Genomic DNA, 21,227 nt, shown 5'->3' with positions numbered 1-21,227 from the left:
CGGGGCCCCCCCCCGCCGCGACCGCGGCCCTGGCGGCCGCGATCGGCGCGATGTGGCTGCTCGCCGACGGGACGGCCTCGCCGTGGCTGTACCGGGGCGGCCTGTTCGCGCACGCCCTGGCCTGCGCCCTGCTCATCGGCCTGTGCGCGCGAACGCCCGAGGGGCCGATGCCGCGGATCCTGTCCTGGGGGCCGCTGCGCTGGACGGGTACGGTCTCCTACAGCCTCTACCTGTGGCACTGGCCGGTCATCGTACTGCTCTCCCCCGAGGCCACCGGCCTGTCCGGCTGGTGGTGGACGGCCCTGGTGTGCGCCGTCTCCACCGCTCTGGCCGCGCTCTCGACCCACCTGGTGGAGAACCCGGTCCGGTTCCGCGCCCCCTGGGCCGCAGGCCGCCGCGGCGCACTCGCGTTCGCGGCGGCCATGGCCGCCCTGGCCCTGCTGTGGACCGCGGTGCCCGCCCCGGCGCCGCCGCCCGTCGACGTCACCGCCTTGGACTGATCAGCCGATCAGCGGGCAGGTCCGCAGCTCCTCCGACTCCGGGGTGGGCTGGACGAAGCCGACCCGCACCCGGGTGTCGGTCGACCCGCCGGACTGCACGTGCACCCCCAGGGCGGTGCACACGATCTGGTCGATCCCCGCCGGAGTGACCTCCCCGATCTCCAGCGGGGTGACCAGATCGACCAGCCCCGGCTTCACGGTCACCATCATGCGCTCCACGGAGCCCTCGGCGATCCCCGTGTGCAGGCCGGAGCCGCCCGGACCGGTCAGCAGCAGGGCCATCGCCTCGGAGATCGAGCCCAGGCGGCCGGTGTCGCGCCGGTCCGGTGTCAGCTCCCCCCGCTCGTCCAGGAAGTACAGCGTCACCCCCGGCGCCACGCCCGTGGGCGCCGGGCCGCCGTCGAAAACCTCCGAGGGGCCCGCCCCGCACCCCGCGAGCAGAACGGCCGCCATGGCCGCGCAGATCCGCCTCACCGCTCCTCCTCCCTCCTCGGCAGGACCAGGTCGAACCGCGCCCCCGCCCCGGTGTCGGCCGCGGTGAGGTCGCCCCCGTGCAGGCGGGCGTTCTCCCGGGCGATCGCCAGGCCCAGCCCGCTGCCGGCGCTGCGCGTGCGGGCCGCGTCGGCCTTGTAGAAGCGGTCGAACACCGAGGGCAGCACGTCCTCGCCCAGGCCGGGACCGGAGTCGGTCACGGTGACGCGCACCTCCTCGGGCAGGGCGCGCACCCGCACCCGCACCGGCGCGGCTCCGTGCCGCAGCGCGTTGCCCACCAGGTTGGCGACGATCACGTCGACCCGGCGGCGGTCCACCCGGGCCCGGACGCGGCCGTCCGCCTCCACCCGCACCTGCTCCGACCAGCCGCGCAGGCGCAGGCAGTCGCGGACGGCGGCGGACACGTCCACCTCCTCGGTGTGCAGCCTCGCGGTGCCGGCGTCGAAGCGCGACACCTCCATGAGATCCTCCACCAGCCGGACCAGCCGCTGCGTCTCGCTGACCGCCATCCGCGCGGACTCGCGGGCGTCGCCCTCCATGCCGCCGGTCGCGTCCTCCAGCACCTCCGCCACCGCGGCGAGCGTGCTGAGGGGGGTGCGCAGCTCGTGGGAGACGTCGGCGGCGAACCTGCGGGCGTCGGCCTGCATGCGCTCCATCGCCGCCATGGACTCCTGGAGCGAGCCCGCCATGTCGTTGACGGCGCCGGCCAGCTCGGCCAGCTCGTCGGCCCCCTGCGGCTCCGACCGCGCGTCGAGGTCGCCGGAGGCCAGCCGCCCGGCCGTGTCGCGCAGGTCGCGCACGGGGCGCAGCACACCGCGCGCGGCCAGCAGGGCCAGGAGCGCCGCGAGGGGCAGCGCCGCCGCCGCGGTGGCGGCCGCGGCCCGGGTGACGCCGGCGACCTCCCGCTCGACGCCGGCGAGGTCGCGCAGGGTGTAGACCTCGATCCCGGACGCGGTGCGGGACCCGTCGGGGGCGGTGATCATCACGGGGGTGCCCACCAGGAGCCACGACCGGCCCTCCAGGGTGACGCGCTGCGCCGCCAGGCGGTGCTCGCGGCGCACGGCGGCGCGCAGCCCACCGGGGACCAGGGAGGTGTCCAGCCCCTCGGAGGAGGACAGCTCCCCGAAGGTGACCGCGGTGTCCCCGCCCACCGCCTGGCGCAGCCGGTCGAGCGACTCCCGGTCGGGCGGATAGGACAGCTGGGGCGCGGCCTCCGCGATCCGCACCGCGACGTCCCCGGTGGTCCGCTCCCGGTGGGAGGAGACCAGCGCCGCACCGGCCGCACCGGCGCCCGACCACGCCGCCGCCCCGGCCGCCACCACCGTCACCAGGACGAACGCGGCCAGCAGGCGGGAGCGCAGCCCGCGCGGGCCCGGCCACCGCCGAGGCCTCATACCGGCCCGAACCGGTAGCCGAACCCCCGCACGGTCTGCACGTACCTCGGGGCCGCCGGGGAGGACTCGATCTTGGCCCGCAGCCGCTGCACGCAGTTGTCCACCAGCCGGGAGTCGCCCAGGTAGTCGTGCTCCCACACCTCCTCCAGCAGCCGCTGGCGGTCGAACACGCGGCCCGGCGACCGGGACAGGGTCAGCAGCAGGCGCAGCTCGGTGGGCGTCAGCGGCACCGGCTCCCCGTCCACGGTGACCGCCAGCGCCGCCGTGTCGATCCGCAGGCCGGCGTGGACGCGCACCCCCTCGCCGTCCCCGGCGCTGCGGCGCAGCACCGCGCGGATCCGGGCGTCGAGCACGGTGGGCTGCACCGGCTTGACGACGTAGTCGTCCGCGCCCGCCTCCAGCCCGCCGACCACGTCGAAGTCGTCGCCGAGCGCGGTCAGGACGATCACCGGCGTCCCGCCCTCGGCCCGGATGCGGCGGCACACCTCGAACCCGCCCACACCGGGCAGCATGACGTCGAGCACGACCAGGTCTGGGGCGTGGTCGCGGTAGGCGCGCAGGCCCTCCTCGCCGGTGTCCGCGGTGCGGACGCCGTGCCCGTGCCGGGACAGGGCGAGTTCCAGGCCGCGCCGCACCATGGGGTCGTCTTCGATCAGGAGGAGTCGTGCCACCCTGCCAGTATCGGACACACCGGGGCGTTCGGGCGGGAACCGGGGCGGTCCGCGACACGACTGCGACACGGCGGTGGAGCCGCCAGGACACCGCCCCGCCACCGTGGATCCCATGAACAAGGCACTGCGCACTCTCACCGCCGCACTCCCGCCGCTCCTGCTGGCCGCCGCCTGCTCGGGCTCCCCGGAGGGGCCCGCCGGCCCGTCCGCCGCCGGCCCCGGGGCAGAGCCCTCCGGGACGCCCGTCTCCGAGGTGGTCCTGCTCGGCGACTCCGTCGCCGTGGGCCAGTCCCTGCCGCTGGCCGCCGCGCTGGAGGAGGCCGGCGTCGGCTTCACGCCGCTGGCGTCCGAGGGCGGGGGCAACGTCGTGGGGCCCTTCTCCGAGGACAACTGGAAGACGCTGCCCGGCGAGATCGGGGCCGCCTCGCCCGACGTGGTGCTCTACCAGCTCACCACCTACGACTGGGGGACGCGGCAGGAGCAGCTGGACGGGTACGGCAGGCTCCTGGAGACCGTGGCCGGGGAGGGGGCCGACCTGGTGTTCATCACCTCGCCGCCGATCCGCCCCGACGACTTCTACGAGCCGCACATGGGCGATCTGGAACGCGCCTCCGAGGTCGCGCGCGAGGTCGTGGAGGGCTCCTCGGGGCGGGCCTCGCTGCTCGACGCCGCCGAGGTGTGGGGCCGGGAGTACGTCCGGGAGCGGGAGGGGGCGCCCGACCGCAGCCCCGACGGCATCCACACCTGCCCCCAGGGCGCGGCCCGCTTCACCGACTGGCTCCTCGGCGAACTGGCCGGGCTCTACCCGGGCTTCCCGGTACCGGAGCCCGAGGCCTGGGCCGGGGGCGACTGGGCGGAGGACGAGCACTTCGCCGCCTGCTGACCCCGCGCGGGGCGGTTCTCCGCCGGCCCCGGCGGGCGGGCGGGGCGGCTGACCGGGGCTTTTCCGCCTGCGGGCGCCCGGCGGGGCCGGGCGGGTCCGCGGCCGCCTGCGGGCGCCCGGAATAGCGTTGCACCCTCCCCGCGGGCCGCCCCCGCCCCCTTTGTCAACCCTGGTTGTCTCACCTCCGTGAAGGTCCGCTTATCGGAGGCCAGGATTTCCCGTCTTTCCGTTGGCGGATCGGCCCGTGATTTCATATAACGTTTTCAACGTTACGTTATTTTCCAACGCTACGTTTTAAAGGAGGGGTGGGGCGGCCGCACTCGCCGAAGAGCACGCCGCCCTCCTCGCCCCCATGGCGGCGCCGCGCCTTCCCCACCGCCGGCCCCGTGACCGGTGCACGTCAGCGGTCGAGGTAGGCCAGCGCCGCCAGCACCCTCCGGTGGCCGTCCATCTGAGGAGCCAGGTCGAGCTTGGTGAAGATCGAACCTATGTGCTTGCGCACCGCCGCGTCGGACACCACCAGCAGGCGCGCGATGGCCGCATTGGACTCCCCCCTGGCCATGAGCGCCAGGACCTCGCGCTCCCTGGGCGCCAACCGGTTGAGGGGGCTCGACCGCGCCGCCATCATCACCCGGACCACCTCGCGGTCCAGGACCGTTCCGCCCGACGCCACCTTCGCCACCGCCTCCGCGAACTCGGGGTGTCGGTAAGGAGCGTGTCACCAGGTGCCAAGTAACCCGTGAGTAGTTTCGCGGTCGACGACCGCGGTTTCGAAGCTACTCACGCGCTCAGCCCAGCATGCGGTGGAAGAACCGTTCCTCGCCCTCGGAGACGATCGACGCGGGCAGGGCCAGCAGCGGTTGCAGCGGCTCCCCCAGGTCCAGCACGGTGAAGCGCTGGCGCCGGTAGAACGGCTCCAGGTTCCTCTCGGCGGTGAACTGCCCGTACATCACGTGGAAGCCGCTCTGCTCGTACAACTGGACGCCGCGTTTGACCAGGGCCGCCCCGATCCCCCGGCCGCGGTGGGCGGGGTCCACCGCCAGCCCTTTGAGCTTGGTGATGACCAGCATCAGCGCCAAGCCCTGGACCTCGTTGACCCGGCGCACCTGGGCCAGGAAACGGCCCGGCGGGATCATCAGGGCACAGCCGAGGACCTGCCCTGTGCGGTCGGTGGCCACCAGCAGGGCCGACAGGCCCGCGAGGGGGTCGACCTCGCGGCCGCCCAGGGTGCCGCTGATGACGGCTCGCATCGCACTCTCGTTGTCACGGCTGCTCAGGCACTCGTGCAGCAGTAGGGAGGTGTCCGCCTTCCCTGCGGCGGCGTTCAGGTCCTCGGTGATGTCGGTGCCCACATCGGAGAGCAGTTCGGCGGCCCGGCCTAGATCGTCGGGGTGGGCCGGGCGGATGCGGCCGCCGGCGGGGGCGGACCAGCCCTGGGCGAGCTTGGCGGGGGTGATCGACGGGGCGGGGGCGGTGCGCTTCTTGTGTTTGGCCACGCACCCACTGTAGGGCGGGTCGGGGTTATACTTCTGGAAATCAGCGTTCCCGGAAGTAGACTGCCGGAGTGACTTCTGGAAACACATCCTCCTCCGCTGAACAGACCTCCGATTCGACTTCTGGAAACACACGCACGGGGCGGCCGCGCCGAACCGTGGTGCTGCCCGGCGACCTGGACGCCGAGCGCGCGGCCTTCGCCGCGAGGCTGGCCTCGGCGACCGACCTGGGCGCGGCCACCCGCGACAAGTACCAGCGCAACACCGCCCACTTCCTGGCCTGGCTCGCCGAGGCCCGCCAGGCCGGCGCCCTGGACGGCGACCCGCTCACCGATCCCGCAGCGCGGGACTGGTCGGTACGCGACTACCGCCGCACCCTGAAGAACACCCGCACCGCCCGGGGCACCCACCTGTCGGCGGCCACCATCAACAACCGGCTCGCCGCCATCGACGCCTTCTTCGCCCTGCGCGGCTCGGGACGGCCCGACGTGGTCCGCGAACACCTGGGCCGCCCCAGCGCCCCGCGTGCGCTGGATGGCCGGGCCAAGCTCCGCTTCCTACGCGTGGTGGCCCGCGACGCCTCGCCCCGGGACCGGGCCCTCTGCCACCTGGCCTACTACGCGGGCCTGCGCATCGCCGAGATCGTCGCCCTGGACGTCGCCGACATCCGCCTGTCCGCGCGGCGGGGCAGCGTGCGGGTGCGCGGCAAGGGACGGCTGGGCGGCAAGGACCGCGCCGTCCCGCTGCACGCCGAGGCGCGCGCCTCCCTCGAACGCCTCCTGGACGAACTCGGCCGCCCTGCTGCCGGTCCGCTGGTGCGCAACCGCGACGGCCAGGCGCTGTCGACCCGGGCGGCCAACACCGCGGTCTGCGAGCTGGGCGCGGCGGCGGGGATCGGCCCCTCCGACGACGGCGAGGCGTTCGGGCCGCACGTGCTGCGGCACACCTTCGGCACCGACCTGGTGCGCGGCGGGAGCGAATTGGCGCGCGAACCGGTGGACCTGGTCACCGTCGCCGAGCTGATGGGGCACGCCGACATCAACACCACCCGCCGCTACGCGCTGCCCACCGAGGCCGACAAGGCCGCCGCCCTGGAGGTGCTCACCGTCGATCGGTGAGGCCCGCAGTGCCGCAGTGCCGCGCGACTTCTCTTGCGTGCTCTAGGGCAGCAGGAGGATACCGACGACCACCAGGGTGGCGGCACCGATGGCCACGATGAGGACCAGCGCGAGCCTGCCGGTGCGCTCTTCTTCGGGGGTGGGGTCGTGGTCGTCGGGGGTGCAGCAGCCGCTCATCGGGATCCTGTCGTGGTGTTGCGGTCGGTGAGGCGGCCGATTCCGGGCAGGAAGCGGCCGGTCCGGGCGGCGTACCCGGTGTAGGCGGCGCCGTGCGTGCGCACAAGGTAGGGCTCCTCGATGGCGCGGACCTGCACCTGCACGGCGGCGACGAAGGCCGCCAGGGCCGCCGCGGACACCGCTGAGGGCACGGCGAGCACCTGCCCGGCCAGCAGCACCCCCATGCCGGTGAAGACCGGGTTGCGCACGAGCGCGAAGATCCCGCGGGTGACCAGCTCCGTGCGCTCGTTCTCGTCCACGCCGATGCGCCAGGAGGCGCCCATCGCCGCCTGGGAGACGAGCACCAGGGCCAGACCGAGCAGCATCAGGGCCAGCCCGACGACCCCCGCACTCCTGGGCGGGGCGGCCGTGGCCGGGTCGAACAGGGCGGCCACGGGTGCGGCCAGACCCAGGGCGAGTGCGCCGGCGAAGAGCACGCTCCCCCACCAGGGGGCGGTGAAGGCGGTGGTGTCCGGGCGGCGGAACCCGGTGTCACCGGTGCGCCGCCACGCGGCCAGGGTGCGCACACCGAAGGCCAGGGCCAGGCCGAGCAGGTAGAGGACGAGTGCGGCCAGTGCCACGGGGATCTCCGTTCAAAGTGGGGCGGGCAGGGCTCAGGTGCGGGTGGCGACGCCCAGGAGGTAGTCGCCGCCGATGCGGGTGCGCCAGGCATCACCGATGTGCAACCCGTGGCGGCCCAGCTCGGCGAGGAACTCGCCCGCACTGAACCGGTCGGCGGTGGGGTGGTCGAACAGCGCCCGGTAGGTGGGGCGGGCCAGGGCGGTGGCGGTGACCTCGTCGAAGAAGAACCGGCCGCCGGGGGCCAGGACGCGGGCGACCTCGGCCAGGGCGTCGCGCCAGTTCGGGATGTGGTGGATGATCGCGAAGTCGAACACCGCGTCGTAGGAGGCGTCCTTGCCTGCGCCGATGGGGGCGAAGGCGGCGGCCAGGTCGGTGGCCGAGCCGCGCGCGAGGTAGACGCGCTCGCCGTGGCGCTGAAGGCGCCGCCGTGCTCTGGCCAGCATTTTCGGGTCCAGGTCCACGGCGTCCACGGACGCGGCGCCGAAGGTGTCCAGGATGAGCCTGGTGCCGTAGCCGGGGCCGCAGCCCAGCTCGGCGGCGCGGGCGCCGGGGGTGCGCCCGCCCAGCTTGATGAGCAGGTTGGCCTCGTAGTGCTGGAGCAGGCGCCGGGGCGGTGAGTCGATCAGTGCCGACTCCACGCGGTTCATGAGCATGCCCACACCTTCTATCATCGTCGAAATGGGATATGATCGTCTCATGACGATGAATAGCACGGATGGATGCCAAGCCACAACCGCGGGCATAGGCGCCGCCGAGGCCCTCTTCCACAGCCTCTCCGACGGCACCCGCCTGGCCATCGTGCGCCGCCTGGCCCAGGGCGAGGCGCGCGTGGCCGACCTGGTGGAACAGCTCGGACTGGCCCAGTCCACGGTCTCCAAGCACGTGGCGTGCCTGCGCGACTGCGGCCTTGTCGACGGGCGCCCCGAGGGGCGGCAGGTGTTCTACTCCCTGGCCCGCCCCGAACTGCTGGACCTGCTGGCCTCGGCCGAGGTCCTGCTGGCCGCGACCGGCAGCGCGGTCGCGCTGTGCCCCAACTACGGAACCGAGAGCCACACGACGATGGAGGTGCGCGGTGAGTGACGCCTGCGGATGCGGCGGCGAGGAGCCCCGCACAGGAGAAGAAGCCGAGGAGCACGAGCCCCAGACGCTGTGGCAGGTGGGCGAGATCCGCTTCGCCGCCGTGGCCGCGGCGCTGCTGCTGGCCGGGTACAGCGCCGGATGGGTCGGCGCACCAGACCTGGTGGGCCTGGTGCTCAAGGCCGCCGCCCTGGCCGTGGCCGCCTGGACGTTCGTCCCCGGTACTGTGCGCCGCCTGGCCCAGGGCAAGATCGGCGTGGGCACGCTGATGACCATCGCCGCCATCGGCGCCGTGCTGTTGGGCGAGGTGGGCGAGGCCGCGATGCTCGCGGTGCTCTACACCATCGCCGAAGGGCTGGAGGAGTACTCCGTGGCCCGCACCCGCCGCGGCCTGCGCGCCCTGCTGGACCTGGTCCCCGACCAGGCCCGGGTGCTCCGCGAAGGTGTGGAGCACACCGTCGACCCGGCCGAGCTGGTCGTGGGCGACACGCTGGTGGTGCGCCCCGGCGAGCGCCTGGCCACCGACGGGACCATCACCTCCGGGCACACCAGCCTGGACACCTCGGCCATCACCGGCGAGTCCGTGCCCGTGGAGGCGGGCCCCGGCAGCGAGGTGTTCGCCGGGTCCATCAACGGCACCGCAGCCCTGGAGGTCACCGTCACCTCCGCCGCGGCCGACAACTCCCTGGCCCGCATCGTGTCCATCGTGGAGGCAGAGCAGTCCCGCAAGGGCGCCGGACAGCGCCTGGCCGACCGCATCGCCAAACCGCTGGTGCCCGGGGTGATGATCGCCGCGGTGCTCATCGCCGTCGTGGGCGCGCTGTTCGGCGACCCGCTGACCTGGGTCGAACGCGCCCTGGTCGTGCTGGTGGCCGCCTCCCCGTGCGCACTGGCGATCTCCGTGCCCGTCACCGTGGTGGCCGCGATCGGCGCCGCCTCCAAGCACGGCACCCTGGTCAAGGGCGGAGCCGCCCTGGAGGCCATGGGCCGGATCCGCACCGTGGCTCTGGACAAGACCGGCACGCTGACCCGCAACCGCCCGGCCGTCATCGAGACCCTCCCCGCGCCCGGCCACACCGCCGAGCAGGTGCTGGCGGTGGCCGCCGCCCTAGAGGAGCGCAGCGAACACCCGCTGGCGGCCGCGATCCTGGCCGCCGCCCCCGCACCCCAGCGCGCCGAGCAGGTGGAAGCGGTCACCGGCGCCGGCCTCACCGGCACCCTGCACGGCCGCGATGTGCGATTGGGTCGCCCGGGCTGGATCGAGGCCGGCCCCTTGGCCGGGGATGTGGCGCGGATGCAGCACGCCGGAGCCACCGCCGTCCTGGTCGAGGACGACGGCGCGCTGCTGGGCGCCATCGCGGTCCGCGACGAACTGCGCCCCGAAGCCGGCGAGGTCGTCGCCTCCCTGCGCGGTGCGGGCTACCGGGTGGTGATGCTCACCGGCGACAACCCGGCCACCGCCGCCGCCCTGGCCGCCCAGGCGGGCATCGAAGCGGGCGACGTGCACGCCGACCTGCGCCCCGAGGACAAATCCCGCCTCGTCGGCGAACTCCGGGCACACGGCCCCGTCGCGATGGTCGGCGACGGTGTCAACGACGCCCCCGCCCTGGCCACCGCCGACCTGGGGATCGCGATGGGCGCGATGGGCACCGACGTGGCCATCGAGACCGCCGACGTCGCCCTGATGGGCGAGGACCTGCGCCACCTGCCCCGCGTCCTGGCACACGCCCGCCGCACCCGGGCCATCATGTGGCAGAGCGTGGGCCTGTCGCTGGCCATCATCATCGCCCTGATGCCCCTGGCCCTGTTCGGGGTCCTGGGCCTGGCCGCGGTCGTGCTGGTGCACGAGGTCGCCGAGGTCGTGGTCATCGGCAACGGCATCCGCGCCGGACGCACCCGCCGCCTGGGGCTGGCCCCCGGCGGCCCCGCCACCGCCGCACCGCGCGAGCACGCGGAGGCCAAGGCGTGAGGCCGACGACACCGGCCACGGCCGGCACGCTCCCCCGCTGGGGCGTGCTGGCCGCCGCTCTCGCGCTCACCGCCGCCGACCTGGCCCTGAAGGCCTTGGCCGAGCACCATCTGGCCGGCGGCCCCGGAGCGCGACTCCTGGGACTGCTGGAGTTGCGCCTGACCTACAACCCCGGTGTCGCCTTCAACCTGGGCGCGACCCTGCCCGCCGGGGTCATCGTGGCCCTGACCGGGCTCATCACCGCCGCCGTGGCCGCCTACGCCTGGTACACCGCTCCCACCACCCCGCTGCCGGGCCGCGTCGGTCTGGCCGGGGTGCTGGGCGGTGCGCTGGCCAACCTCATCGACCGCGGCCTGGACGGTGTGGTCACCGACTATCTGCACACGGGCTGGTGGCCCACCTTCAACCTCGCCGATGCCTTCATCGTCGGCGGCGCGGTGCTGCTCGTGTTCACCTCCGCTCGCCAGGGCGCACCGGCACCGCCCGGCAAGGACCCTGACGCGTGGACCTGATCATCATCGCCCAGGCGGCCGGCCTGTTCGCCGTCACCAACATCGACGACATCGTGGTGCTCGCGCTGTTCTTCGCCCAAGGCGCAGGGCAGCGCGGGGCCACCGCCCGGGTCGTGGCCGGGCAGTACCTGGGCTTCATCGCGATCCTGGTCACCGCGCTGGCCGCCACCTTCGGCGCGAGTTTCCTGCCCGAGGCGGTGCGCGCCTACTTCGGGCTGCTCCCGCTGCTGCTGGGCCTGCGCGCGGCCTGGAAACTGTGGCGCGGCGACGGCGATGAGGCCCCCGACAGCGACAACGGCCCGGCCCTGCTCACCGTCGCCACCGTCACCTTCGCCAACGGTGGCGACAACATCGGCGTCTACGTCCCCGTCTTCGTCACCGTCGGCAACACCAGCCTGGCCGTCTACGTGACGGTCTTCCTGGTCCTGGTCGGTGTGCTGTGCGCGGCCGGCAAGTTCCTGGCCACCCGCGCCCCCATCGCCCGCGCGCTCAGCCGCTGGGGCCACATCCTGCTGCCCTTGGTCCTCATCGTCCTGGGCGTGATCATCCTCGTCGAGGGCGGCGCCTTCGGACTGTAGGCACGCCCGCCGACTCCCGCACCCGGTTCGGACGCCGTCCGCGCTGACGTGCAGGGTGGTTGCGCTCCTCCACCGGGCGAGCCCCCAGGGTCTCGCGGTCCTGGTCTCGGTCTCAGCCGCCCAGGGCCAGGCGGTTGCCCATGTTCAGGCGAATGTCGCCGTAGGGGTTCATGTTCGAGGAGAACAGCGGAGTGAGCCCGCGCCGGTCCTCGGCCGTCAGCGCGTTCTCCCATTCGGGTTCGGCCAGCACCTGTTGGAGCATCAGCGTGTTCACGTACACCAGGCACGATTGCAGGATGTGCAGGGCGAGCATGGTCAGCTCCTGCTCCTCGCGCCGGTTGGAGGACAGCTCACCGGTCTTGCCGTAGAGGATCTCGCCGTGGATGCCGTGGGAGTTCTCCACCACGTTCAGCCCCGACCCCACCTCGTACTGCACGTCGCGGTCGCGCAGGTAACGCGCGCAGAACGCGGTCTTTTCCGCCCGTCCCACCTCCAGCATCGCCGCGTAGGTGGGGTGGGAGGCGGCCCGGGTGAAGCGGCGCAGGATCGCCTCGGTGGAGGCGGTGCCCAGCCGGATCGCGGTGGCGTACTTGATCATCTGGTCGTACTGCTGGGCGATCAGGCCCCAGCGGATCGGCCGGGTCATCGCCGGACGCAACAGCGGGTAGGTTTCCAGGTCGCCGCGGTCGGGCTGGTAGAGCTTGACGCGGTTGATCTGCTTGATGCGCGGCAGCAGCTTGAACCCCAGCAGCCGGGTGATGCCGAACCCGATCTCGGACTGGCCATGGGAGTCGACGTAGTTGGCCTCCACGTTCATCGAGGTGCCGTGCCGCATCGCCCCCTCCACCATGGCGTGCACCTCCGAGGCCGAGCACGACAGCAACTGGGAGTGCACGGCCATCGACCTCTCCTCGATGTGCCAGTAGATGAGCACCCCCCGGCCCCCGTACCGCGAGTGCCACTCCGTGAACAGGTTCTGGTCGAACGCCTTGACATGCGTGGAGTCCGACCCCACCGCGGTCGACCCCTGCCCCCAGATCGCCTCCGAGCGGATGGCGAAGGTCGCGTTGGCGATCGCGCGGGCGGCGCCCCGGGCCCCCTCGATGGTGAAGTAGCGGCGCCGGATGTAGCGCAGATCGTCCTCGGAGTAGGCGTGCTCGCCCGCGGCCGCCCGGCGCAGCCCGGTATTGGTGCCATAGGCGTAGATCACCAGAATCAGGCGCTCCCACAGCTCCTCGGTCGTGATGGCCTCGCGGGTGCCGACCCCGGTGAACGCCTCCAGCATCCCGGTGCGCAGCGCGGTCTCCTTGAGCATGTCCAGCAACGGGACCACACCCCACTTGGCGCGCACCGCCTTCTTCAACCTGCGCAGGTTGCGCGGCTCGGCGCGCGCCTCCAACGGGGAGAGGCTGATCGCCCCCGCCTTGCGCTCGGCGACCTCTACCCAGTCCAGGCGGGGCAGCGCGTCATTGAGCCCGGCCAGCTCGGTCACCATGTCGCCGTGCAGGCGGGCGATGAACTCTTCCGGGTCCAGGGGCTGGTTGAGCTTTCGGTAGTTCTCCACGCGCTTGTCCGCGAAGTCGGCCGGGAGGTCCTCATCGGGGTTGCGCCACCGGTCGGCGCCCACCACCCAGATCTCCTTGCAGCGCAACTGCTCGCGCAGCCTCTGGAACACCCCGCACTCGTACACGGTGCGCAGCACCCGCGACCGGCCGCGCTGGTCGGTGCGGTGCAGCAGCTCGCGCAGCTCGAAGGGGATGACCCCGTCGACGGGGACGTGCTCACCGGCGTCGTAGTAGGGGCGGTTGTTGGCCACCTCCCGGTAGCGGCAGATCAGCTCCAACGCCTTGACCAGCGGGCGGTGCACGTCGTTGGAGGAGTGGAACTCCAGCACGTCCAGGAGCTGGAGTAGCCCCACGCGGTAGTGGTTGGAGTAGGAGGACTTGAACACGCGCTGCTTGTGCTGGCGGTAGCTGGTGCCCTTGGACCGGAACTCGGCCAACAGGTCCTTCAGCGTCTGCTCGCCGCCGGCGGCCGGGTAGACCACCTCGCGCACCGGCGACTCGGGCGAGCCCACGGAGGCCTCGGCGATCCGGAAGAGGATGTCCTCCTTGCCCGAGACCCGCTTGAGGTCGCGGACGAACTCTTCGGTCACGACCTTCTCCGCGCGGGCATTGATCTTGTGCACGGTCGAGATCACCAGGTCCACCAGGGTGTCGGTGATCTCCCGCTCGCGCGAGAACAGCAGCGCCCCCAGCAGGCACACCTTGATCTGGTGCGGGTGGCCGCGCAGGTGCGAGGGCGCCTCGGCCGCCGCCCGATCCCGCCACGCGGCCACCATCTTGGCCGGGATGCGCGCGAAGGCCCGGTGCGGCACACCCACGGCACGCACCGCTTCCAGCTTCGTCTTCTCCGCGATCAGCGTCTTGAGGCTGACGTTGCCCGGGGCGTCCTTGATCTGCGCATACACCTCACGCCCTTCCCCGTCCGCCGGTGCCTCGTCGGGGTCGTCGCTGGCCTGACCGATCAGCGTGAGCATCCGCTCGACGACCTCGGCGGGCACCTCGCCCGCCGCGCGGGCCATCATCTGATCCTCGGCCTGGCTCAGCGCCGAGCGGACGATCCGCTCGACGCGGGTCTTCTCCGGCGGCTCGATCAGCTCCTCTTTGCAGTGCTCCAGCAGGCGCTGGCGTACCCGGTCGGGGTTGCGCTCCTGGTCGCACACGTTCTCGGCCAGCCACAGGGTGACCTTCTCGGCGTCGGCGACCGAGCACTCGCCGAAGCCGGTGAAGTCGCGGATCTCGGTCCGGTTCCGCTTGGCCGAGCGCCCCTGCCAGTCGTAGAAGGCGATCTCGGAAGGCTCGACCTTGGCTTGCCTGGCCACGTGGACGACGGCGTTGTCGGGCACCTCGCCGCGGCCGCGCGGGAACCGGCCGCGCCAGAGCAGGAAGCGCAGGGTCACCGCGAACCCGAGCCGGGTCGCCCCGGACTTGTTCCGCAGCAGCTTCAACTCGTCGGCGGTGAGGGTGAAGGCGTCGAGGAGTTCGTCCAGGTCCAGATCCCGTGCCACCCGACCGTCCCCTGCCCGCTCGTGTCCTTGGCCGGGCGGTGCGCCCGGCTATCCACGATCTTCCGGGGCCCTGGGGCTGGTTGTCCGGCGAACCCGTAAGTTACTCGCGGGTTACTTGGCACCTGGTGACACGCTCCTTACCGACACCCCAACTCCTCCACGTCGCCGATGCGCTCCTTGAGCAGGTACCCCACACCCCCTGGGGCGTCGATCTCCAGCAGCTCCGCGGCGTAGGCCGGCTGCACGTACTGGCTGAGCACGATGATCCCCAGGCCGGAGCGCGCACGCCGGATCCCGACCGCCGCCAGCAGCCCCTCGTCCGCGTACCCCGGCGGCATGCGCACGTCCGTGACGACCAGGTCCGGATCGTGTTCGCGGACCGCCTCCTGCAGAGCGTCGGCGTCGCCGACCGCCGCGACCACCTCGTGCCCGAACCTCGCCAGGACACCCGCCACCCCCTCGCGGAGCAGCACCGAGTCGTCCGCCGCCACGACCCTTAGGGCCTTCGTCGTCCCCGTCATCCGCATTGCCCCATCGCCGTTCGCGTCATTCCTCCGGGATCTCCAATCGCACGGTGGTCGGCCCGCCCTCAGGGCTGTCCACGGACAGCTCCCCGCGCAGGACCGCCAACCGGTGGCGCAGTCCGTTCAGCCCGCCGCCGTCCGGATTCACGCCTCCGGGCCCCTCGTCGGTGACGGCCACCCGCAGCGCCCCGTCCCGCACACCGCCCCGCACCCGCACCGGGGCGCCGGGAGCGTGCTTGGCGGCGTTCGCCAGGGCCTCGCACACCACGAAGTAGGCGGTGGACTCCACCGCCCCCGGCAGGCGCCCGGGCAGGTCGAGGTCGATCTCCACCGGCGAGCCCGTCCGGGCGGCCACGTCCAGCAGGGCGGCCCGCAGCCCCCGTTCGGTGAGCACCCGGGGGTGGATGCCGCGCACCAGGTCGCGCAGCTCGCTGAGGGCGGCCGTCACCTGCTCCTGGGCCTGGCGGACGGCGGCCGCCGCCGGGGAATCGGGTGCCAGGTCGAGCCGGGCCAGGCCGAGGGAGGCGTTCACCGCGGCCAGGCGCTGCTGGGCGCCGTCGTGGAGGTCGCGCTCGATGCGGCAGCGCTCCTCGTCGAAGGCCTCCGCCAGCGCCGCGCGCGAATCCGTGACGGCGCGCAGCTCCGCGACCAGGCGCTCCTCCCGCGGCGACAGCACCGCGCGGGCGATCTCGGAGCGCGCCGACGCCCACGCCGCCACCAGGTAGAGCCCCACCAGCCACAGCGAACCCCAGGCGATCACCGTGGGAACCCATTCGAACACCCTCAGGCCCTCGGCGTTCCAAAAGCTGAGCACCCCCCTCAAAGGCGCGCCGAGCGCCAACAGGAGCACCGCCATGTCCAGCACATAGAGGGCGCTGAAGCTGAGCACGGTGTACCCCACGTCGCGCCACGGCCGCGGTGAGAACAGCCGGACCCGGGCCCGGGCCCACGGGCCTCCCGCCCCGCGGCCCTCCCGCTGGGGCGCCTCCGGCCCCTCCCCCACCAGCCCTTCGCACCACCGGCCCCACCGGGCGACGAGCGGGGTGCTCCCGACGACCGCCCCCAGGAACAGCATCCCCAGGAGCGGGCCGAAGAGGCGCCGTTCCTGAGCGGGTTCGGGCCAGTACACCACCAGCGCCTGCGCGGTCCCGAACAGCAGGGAGCCCGCCGCCACCCCCGACAGCAGGTAGGCCAGGGCGCGCCAAGGCCAGGCGGACAGCAGGAACAGGTGGGGGGCGAGCGTGATCGCCGCGCGCAGGGTTCGGACGGGCACACCGACGACACTAGACGCCCCCGCCGAGGCCGCGCGGTAGACCAGGGTCTACCTCCGGATCTCCACCAGGGGCCCCAGCGCGGGACCCCTCCGGGGCGCTGTGCTCGGAGGCATGAACACCACACCGGACACCGCCCGTGATGCGATCCGCATCCACGCGGCGGTCAAGCACCATGCCGCCGGCGCCCGGCGCGTCGCCGCCCTGGACGGCGCGTCACTGAACGTGCGGGAAGGCACCTTCACCGCCATCATGGGCCCCTCCGGGTCGGGGAAGTCGACCTTGCTGCACTGCGCCGCCGGCCTGGACCGGCCCGACCGCGGGAGCATCACCGTGGACGGCGTCGACCTGGGCGCCCTCGATGAGCGGGAGCTCACCGAGTTCCGCCGGGAACGGGTCGGCTTCGTCTTCCAGAGCTACAACCTCCTCGACGCGCTCACCGCGGCCCAGAACACGCTGCTCCCCGCGCGCTTGGCGGGCGCGCACGCCGGACGCCGCGACGCCCTCGACGCGCTGGACCTGGTGGGGCTGCGCGACCGCGCCGACCACCGCCCCCACCAGCTCTCCGGCGGCGAGCAGCAGCGGGTGGCGATCGCCCGGGCCCTGCTGGCCCGGCCCCCCGTGATCTGCGCCGACGAACCCACCGGCGCCCTCGACCTCGCCCGCGGCCGCCAGGTGCTGGACCACCTGCGCGCGGCGGTGGACGTGCACGGCCGGACCGTTCTCGTGGTCACCCACGACCCCGCCGTGGCCGCGCGCGCCGACCGGGTCGTGTTCATGGCCGACGGCCGGATCGCGGACGCGTTCGGCGCGGACGGCGCCGGCGGGCTCACCGCCGAGGGCATCGCGGTGCGCATGGCCGGGCTGGAGGCGACGTGATCGCGTTCGCGATGGTCCGCCACCGCCTGCGCGCGGTCCTGGGCGGCCTCGTCTCACTGGCCCTGGCGGTCGCTCTGCTCTCGGCCTCCGCGATCGTCATCGCCTCCTCCCTGCCGACGGTGCCGCCGCGCTACGAGCGCGCCGACGTCCTGGCCGTCCCGGAGGCCGCCGGAACCAGATCCGACGGTGTCACCGTCGCCCGCGCGGTCTGGACCCGGGACGAGGCCGACGCGATGGCCGAGGAGATCGCCGCCTCCGACGGGGTCGCGGCCGCGGTGGCCGAGCGGCGCTTCGACGTCAGGGTGATGGACGGGGAACGGGTCCTCGGCGACGCCGCGGACGGCGCCTTCGACGGGGCCGGATGGGCCTCCTTCGGGCTGGGCGGTTCGCGGATGCTCGACGGCGGGGCGCCGTCCGGGGCGGACCAGGTCGTCCTTCCCGCGTCCTACGGGCGCTCGGTGGGAGACAGGGTGACCGTGCTGACGGCCGGAGCCGAGCGGCCGATGACCGTCTCCGGGGTCACCGGCGGCGAGGACGTCCTCGTCTCCGACGCCGTCGCCGACGCGGCGGCCACGGGGGTCTCGCTCATCGGCGCGGTGTCGGCACCCGGCGCCGACACCGCGGCCGCCGGCGAGCTCGTCCAGGGCGTCCTGGGGCCGGGCGCGGAGGTGTTCACCGGCGCCGACCGGAGCGCCATGGAGGCGGAGTCCGGCGGGTCCGGCAACTGGGCGGGCCAGCAGCTGCTGGCCCTCCTCGGCGTCCTGGCGGTGTTCGTGTCGGTGTTCGCGGTCGGCACCGCGTTCGCCTTCCAGGTGGCGGTGCGGCGGCGGGAACTCGCGCTGCTGCGCGCGGTCGGCGCGTCCCCCGGGCAGGTGCGCCGAATGCTGCTCGGCGAGGCGGCGCTGGTGGGCATCGCGGCGTCTCTGGCGGGGGCCGCACTCGGGGCCCCGGGGGCGGTCCTGCTCGGCGAGTGGATGGTCGGCCACGAGCTCCTGTCCTCCTCCTGGGAGGTGCGCTCGGTCGCCGTGCCCGTCGCGGTCGCGGTGCTCATCGGGGTGGCCACCGCGGTCGCGGGGGTCCTGGGCGCCTCGCGCCGCGCGGCGGCGGTGGCACCGCTGGAGGCGCTGCGCCCGGAGGCGCCGCGGTCGGAGACGGTGCCGCGGTGGCGCCTGTGGGCCGCCGGGGCCGCGGCCCTGGCCGGGGCGGCGCTGGCGGCCGCGACCACGCGAGGGGACACCGGCGAGGCCATCGGCTTCGCCCTGGGGTCGAGCCTGGCTCTGGCGGCGGCGTCGGCCGTCGCCGCCCCCGCGTACCTGCCGCGGCTCTTCGCCCTGGTGCCGGGCCGGTCCCCGCTGGCGGAACTGCTGCGGGCCGAGGCGGCCGCGGGCGCGCGCCGGCTGGCCGCGACCATGTTGCCGGCCCTGCTGATCTCCGCCCTCGCCGTCACCGTGCTCGGCCTGACCGACACCTTCGGCGCGGCGGTCGACGAGCACTCCCGGGGCGAGATACCCGGCGAGGCCATGGTCATGGGCGAGGACGGGGGCGGCCTGACCGACGCCGCCCTGGACCGGACCCGCGAGCACGCCGAAGGGGAGGTCTTCAGCCGGCTCTCGACCGGCGTCTACGTGGACGGCCGCTGGGTGGAATCCGTCGGGCTGCGCCGGGACGCCCCGCCGGAGGGGACGGTGTGGGCCTCGCCCGCGACGGCCGCGCGGTTCGGCTGGCGCGAGGGCGACACCGTGGAGCTGACGTGGCGCGACGGCACCGCCGGCCGGGTGCCGGTCACCATCGGTCCTTTCCCGCCGGAGCTGGAGCTGTGGGCGGAGTTGGCGCTCTCCCACGACCTGGCGCGCGAGCACGATCCGGGCACCTTCACGATCGCCGCCGGCTTCGACCCGGTGGACGCCGAAGCGCTCTCCTCCGCGCTGGCCGACCAGGGGGCGCGCGTGGAGGCCACCGCGCAGGTGATCGACGACGGGATCGCGGAGGAGCTGCGCCTGATGCGCATGTTCGCCTGGATCATCCTGGCGCTGTCGCTGGGATATGCGGTGGTCTCCCTGGCCGACACCCTTTCCCTGGCCACTTCGGCGCGCCGCCGCGACATCGCCCTGCTGCGGGTGAACGGGGTGCACCGGTGGCAGGCGGCGGCGCTGCCGGCGGCGGAGTCCGGCCTGGCGGCCGCGGCCGGCCTGGTCCTGGGGACGCTGCTCTCCCTGCCCGGCCTGTTCGCGCTCACCGTGGGGCTGCGCGACGACTTCGACCCCCGGCGGGGGCCCGCGGAGGTGTCGGTGCACCTGCCCTGGGCGGAGCTCGGCCCGCTGTTCGCCGCCTGCCTGGCCATCGGGCTCCTCGCGGCGCTGGTGCCCGCCGCCCGCACCCTGCGGCGGACACCTGCGTCCATGGCCGCCGAACGCGAGTGAACGCGGAGCGCGGGCGGGGAGGGCCGGGGGCCGCCGCAGGCGGACGGCCCTCCGGCCGCGACCGGATCGCTGCGGGCGCCGCGGGTGGCGGGCGGCCCGGGGGAGCGCCGGCGTAGGGCGCAAGGGGTCTTCCGGCCCGCCCTCGCCGGCGCCGGCGAGGGCGGGCCGGGCCCGGGGTCAGCCGCCCGCGTTGAGGACGCAGAACTCGTTGCCCTCGGGGTCGGCCAGGCACCTCCACGACACGTCGCCCTGGCCGATGTCGATGGAGGCGGCGCCCAGGGACTCCAGCCGGGCGACCTCCGCGGCCTGGTCGTCGCCGGCGTAGGGCATCACGTCGAGGTGGACCCGGTTCCACCACCTCTTCTCGCCGCCCGCGCGGATGAACTCCAGGTAGGGGCCGACCCCCTTGGCCGAGCGCAGCACCGCGCGCTCCCCGGTCGCCTCGTGCAGGGTCCAGTCGATGGCCCCGTCCCAGAACCGGGCCATCGCCCGCGGGTCCGCACAGTCGACCACCACCGCGGCGATCGGCCCGGTGTCCCGGTAGACCTCCCGGGGCTCCAGCACGCAGAACACGTTGCCCTCCGGGTCGGCCATGACCGTCCACGGGACATCGCCCTGGCCCACGTCCGCGTGCGTCGCGCCGAGGTCCTCCAGCCGCGCGACCAGCTCCGCCCGGTGGGCCTCGGAGGCGGTGGCCAGGTCCAGGTGCACCCTGTACCGCACCGTCTCGGGGTCGGGGACGGTGACGACGTCGACGCAGACGGCGGAGGGGTCCGGCCAGGTGAAGTCCGGGGGTTCGACGTTGGTCACGCCGGGGCCCTCACTGGAGAGGTCCCAGCCGAGCACCTCACCCCAGAACCGGCCGAGGGCCTCATCGTCCCGGGCCTTGAAATTCACCTGAACAAGTCGCAGTGCCATGCCGCAGAGCCTATGCCCGGGGCGGATCCGCGCGGCCGGCCGGTCCGCGCGCGGTCCCGGCGTCCGGCGGCGTACCCGCCCGGCCCGCGGCCGGGGAGAGGAGTCCGGCGCCCGCGGCCCGTGTCGGCCGGCACGGGCCGCGGAGGCGGCGGGTCCGCGTCACGCGGCGGCGGTCCCCTCCAGCTCGACCATCAGGGAGGGGACCGCCAGCCGCACCACCCCCAGCATCGTGGTGGCCGGCGCCGCCCCGGCCGCGCCCAGCCGCGACGCCAGCACCCCGTAGTGCCGGAAGAGCAGGTCGACGTCGGTGGTGTAGACGTTGAGCCGCACCAGGTCCGCCAGGGACATGCCGGCCTCCCCCAGGACGGCCTCCAGGTTGTCCAGGCTCAGCGCCAGCTGCGCCGCCATGTCCCCGGCGTGCCGGGGCCCGCCGTCGCCGCCCATCGCGGCCTGCCCCGAGCAGTACAGGACCCGGGTGCCCCCCGAGACGACTTCGCCCTGGTTGTAGCCCATCTCCACCGACCACTTCCACGGGTTGACCGCCGTGCGCTCCATCGCCCCATCAGCTCCGTTCGCTCCATCGACGGCACGTGCGCCCACCGGCATGCGGGCGCCGCCTCCGACGTCGTGCCGACGAGCCTGCCGACCAATCACGACAGC

19 protein-coding genes and 3 pseudogenes are annotated in these 21,227 nt (G+C 74.0%); 9 read left to right on the top strand and 13 right to left on the bottom strand.

Annotated elements, in window-relative coordinates; genetic code table 11:
- Positions 1-500: acyltransferase family protein (locus D459_RS0102775; protein WP_017591467.1), on the top strand; the 500-nt coding region annotated here is incomplete at its 5' end.
- Here D459_RS0102775 and D459_RS0102770 read toward each other — a convergent pair.
- From D459_RS0102770 to D459_RS0102760, 3 genes are read right to left on the bottom strand one after another with little or no spacing between them, the layout of a single operon-like run.
- Positions 501-974, bottom strand: coding sequence for a hypothetical protein (locus D459_RS0102770; protein WP_017591466.1), 474 nt, complete (start codon positions 972-974; stop codon positions 501-503).
- Complete coding sequence (locus D459_RS0102765) at positions 971-2,386, bottom strand: sensor histidine kinase (protein ID WP_017591465.1); 1,416 nt, start codon at positions 2,384-2,386, stop codon at positions 971-973. The genes D459_RS0102770 and D459_RS0102765 overlap by 4 nt, the downstream gene beginning before the upstream one ends.
- Positions 2,383-3,057, bottom strand: coding sequence for a response regulator transcription factor (locus D459_RS0102760; RefSeq protein ID WP_026119999.1), 675 nt, complete (start codon positions 3,055-3,057; stop codon positions 2,383-2,385). The genes D459_RS0102765 and D459_RS0102760 overlap by 4 nt, the downstream gene beginning before the upstream one ends.
- Positions 3,058-3,169: 112 nt before the next feature.
- Here D459_RS0102760 and D459_RS0102755 point away from each other — a divergent pair, with 112 nt between their 5' ends.
- Positions 3,170-3,940: an SGNH/GDSL hydrolase family protein gene (locus tag D459_RS0102755; protein WP_017591463.1), complete on the top strand. Its 771-nt coding sequence runs from the start codon at positions 3,170-3,172 to the stop codon at positions 3,938-3,940.
- Positions 3,941-4,340: 400 nt separating this feature from the next.
- Here D459_RS0102755 and D459_RS30505 read toward each other — a convergent pair.
- Together D459_RS30505 and D459_RS0102745 are read right to left on the bottom strand one after the other, a co-directional pair.
- A pseudogene (locus D459_RS30505) lies at positions 4,341-4,637 on the bottom strand (response regulator transcription factor); the annotation flags it as partial.
- 91 nt (positions 4,638-4,728) lie between these two features.
- Positions 4,729-5,436: a GNAT family N-acetyltransferase gene (locus tag D459_RS0102745; RefSeq protein WP_017591461.1), complete on the bottom strand. Its 708-nt coding sequence runs from the start codon at positions 5,434-5,436 to the stop codon at positions 4,729-4,731.
- Positions 5,437-5,591: 155 nt separating this feature from the next.
- Between D459_RS0102745 and D459_RS0102740 the strand changes: the two genes are divergently transcribed.
- The gene (locus tag D459_RS0102740) at positions 5,592-6,551 is read left to right on the top strand and encodes a tyrosine-type recombinase/integrase (RefSeq protein ID WP_017591460.1); all 960 of its coding nucleotides are present in this window, start codon (positions 5,592-5,594) and stop codon (positions 6,549-6,551) included.
- 42 nt (positions 6,552-6,593) lie between these two features.
- Here the strand turns inward: D459_RS0102740 and D459_RS37295 are convergent, their stop codons facing one another.
- Genes D459_RS37295 through D459_RS0102725 form a run of 3 tightly spaced genes read right to left on the bottom strand, consistent with a single transcriptional unit; the run spans position 6,594 to position 8,002 of the window.
- Entirely contained in the window at positions 6,594-6,728 is a 135-nt protein-coding gene (locus tag D459_RS37295) for a hypothetical protein (protein ID WP_017591459.1), read from the bottom strand.
- A complete protein-coding gene (locus D459_RS0102730) occupies positions 6,725-7,348 on the bottom strand; it encodes a methyltransferase family protein (RefSeq protein WP_017591458.1) in 624 nt (207 codons plus the stop codon). The genes D459_RS37295 and D459_RS0102730 overlap by 4 nt, the downstream gene beginning before the upstream one ends.
- Positions 7,349-7,381: 33 nt before the next feature.
- Complete coding sequence (locus D459_RS0102725; protein WP_017591457.1) at positions 7,382-8,002, bottom strand: class I SAM-dependent methyltransferase; 621 nt, start codon at positions 8,000-8,002, stop codon at positions 7,382-7,384.
- Positions 8,003-8,045: 43 nt separating this feature from the next.
- Here D459_RS0102725 and D459_RS0102720 point away from each other — a divergent pair, with 43 nt between their 5' ends.
- The 4 genes from D459_RS0102720 to D459_RS0102705 are packed head-to-tail and all read left to right on the top strand — an operon-like array spanning position 8,046 to position 11,485.
- The gene (locus D459_RS0102720) at positions 8,046-8,429 is read left to right on the top strand and encodes an ArsR/SmtB family transcription factor (protein ID WP_017591456.1); all 384 of its coding nucleotides are present in this window, start codon (positions 8,046-8,048) and stop codon (positions 8,427-8,429) included.
- A complete protein-coding gene (locus D459_RS30500) occupies positions 8,422-10,395 on the top strand; it encodes a heavy metal translocating P-type ATPase (RefSeq protein ID WP_081620423.1) in 1,974 nt (657 codons plus the stop codon). Before D459_RS0102720 ends, D459_RS30500 begins: the two co-directional genes overlap by 8 nt.
- Positions 10,392-10,907: a signal peptidase II gene (locus tag D459_RS0102710; RefSeq protein WP_017591454.1), complete on the top strand. Its 516-nt coding sequence runs from the start codon at positions 10,392-10,394 to the stop codon at positions 10,905-10,907. The genes D459_RS30500 and D459_RS0102710 overlap by 4 nt, the downstream gene beginning before the upstream one ends.
- On the top strand, positions 10,898-11,485 hold the full coding sequence (locus D459_RS0102705; RefSeq protein WP_017591453.1) for a cadmium resistance transporter: 588 nt from the start codon (positions 10,898-10,900) through the stop codon (positions 11,483-11,485). Before D459_RS0102710 ends, D459_RS0102705 begins: the two co-directional genes overlap by 10 nt.
- A gap of 112 nt (positions 11,486-11,597) precedes the next feature.
- Here the strand turns inward: D459_RS0102705 and D459_RS0102700 are convergent.
- From D459_RS0102700 to D459_RS0102690, 3 genes and pseudogenes are all read right to left on the bottom strand, one after another.
- Positions 11,598-14,564, bottom strand: a pseudogene (locus D459_RS0102700) (Tn3 family transposase); the annotation flags it as partial.
- 143 nt (positions 14,565-14,707) lie between these two features.
- Positions 14,708-15,076 (bottom strand): annotated as a pseudogene (locus D459_RS30495) (response regulator); the annotation flags it as partial.
- A gap of 25 nt (positions 15,077-15,101) precedes the next feature.
- On the bottom strand, positions 15,102-16,352 hold the full coding sequence (locus tag D459_RS0102690; RefSeq protein ID WP_017591450.1) for a sensor histidine kinase: 1,251 nt from the start codon (positions 16,350-16,352) through the stop codon (positions 15,102-15,104).
- A 112-nt stretch (positions 16,353-16,464) separates the two neighbouring features.
- Between D459_RS0102690 and D459_RS0102685 the strand changes: the two genes are divergently transcribed.
- Both D459_RS0102685 and D459_RS0102680 read left to right on the top strand, forming a co-directional pair.
- Entirely contained in the window at positions 16,465-17,229 is a 765-nt protein-coding gene (locus D459_RS0102685; RefSeq protein WP_017591449.1) for an ABC transporter ATP-binding protein, read from the top strand.
- Positions 17,226-19,649: an ABC transporter permease gene (locus tag D459_RS0102680; protein WP_017591448.1), complete on the top strand. Its 2,424-nt coding sequence runs from the start codon at positions 17,226-17,228 to the stop codon at positions 19,647-19,649. The genes D459_RS0102685 and D459_RS0102680 overlap by 4 nt, the downstream gene beginning before the upstream one ends.
- 177 nt (positions 19,650-19,826) lie before the next feature.
- On the opposite strand, the gene D459_RS0102675 is transcribed toward D459_RS0102680, so the two are convergent.
- On the bottom strand, positions 19,827-20,567 hold the full coding sequence (locus tag D459_RS0102675; protein ID WP_026119998.1) for a VOC family protein: 741 nt from the start codon (positions 20,565-20,567) through the stop codon (positions 19,827-19,829).
- Between the two features lie 159 nt (positions 20,568-20,726).
- Entirely contained in the window at positions 20,727-21,122 is a 396-nt protein-coding gene (locus D459_RS0102670; protein ID WP_017591446.1) for a RidA family protein, read from the bottom strand.
- Positions 21,123-21,227 lie beyond the last annotated feature (105 nt).

The sequence above is a fragment of the Nocardiopsis potens DSM 45234 genome, from assembly GCF_000341105.1.
Lineage (GTDB): Bacteria > Actinomycetota > Actinomycetes > Streptosporangiales > Streptosporangiaceae > Nocardiopsis_A > Nocardiopsis_A potens.
The sequence above is the reverse complement of the archived record's forward strand: the minus strand, read 5'-3'. Positions and strand labels throughout refer to the sequence as shown.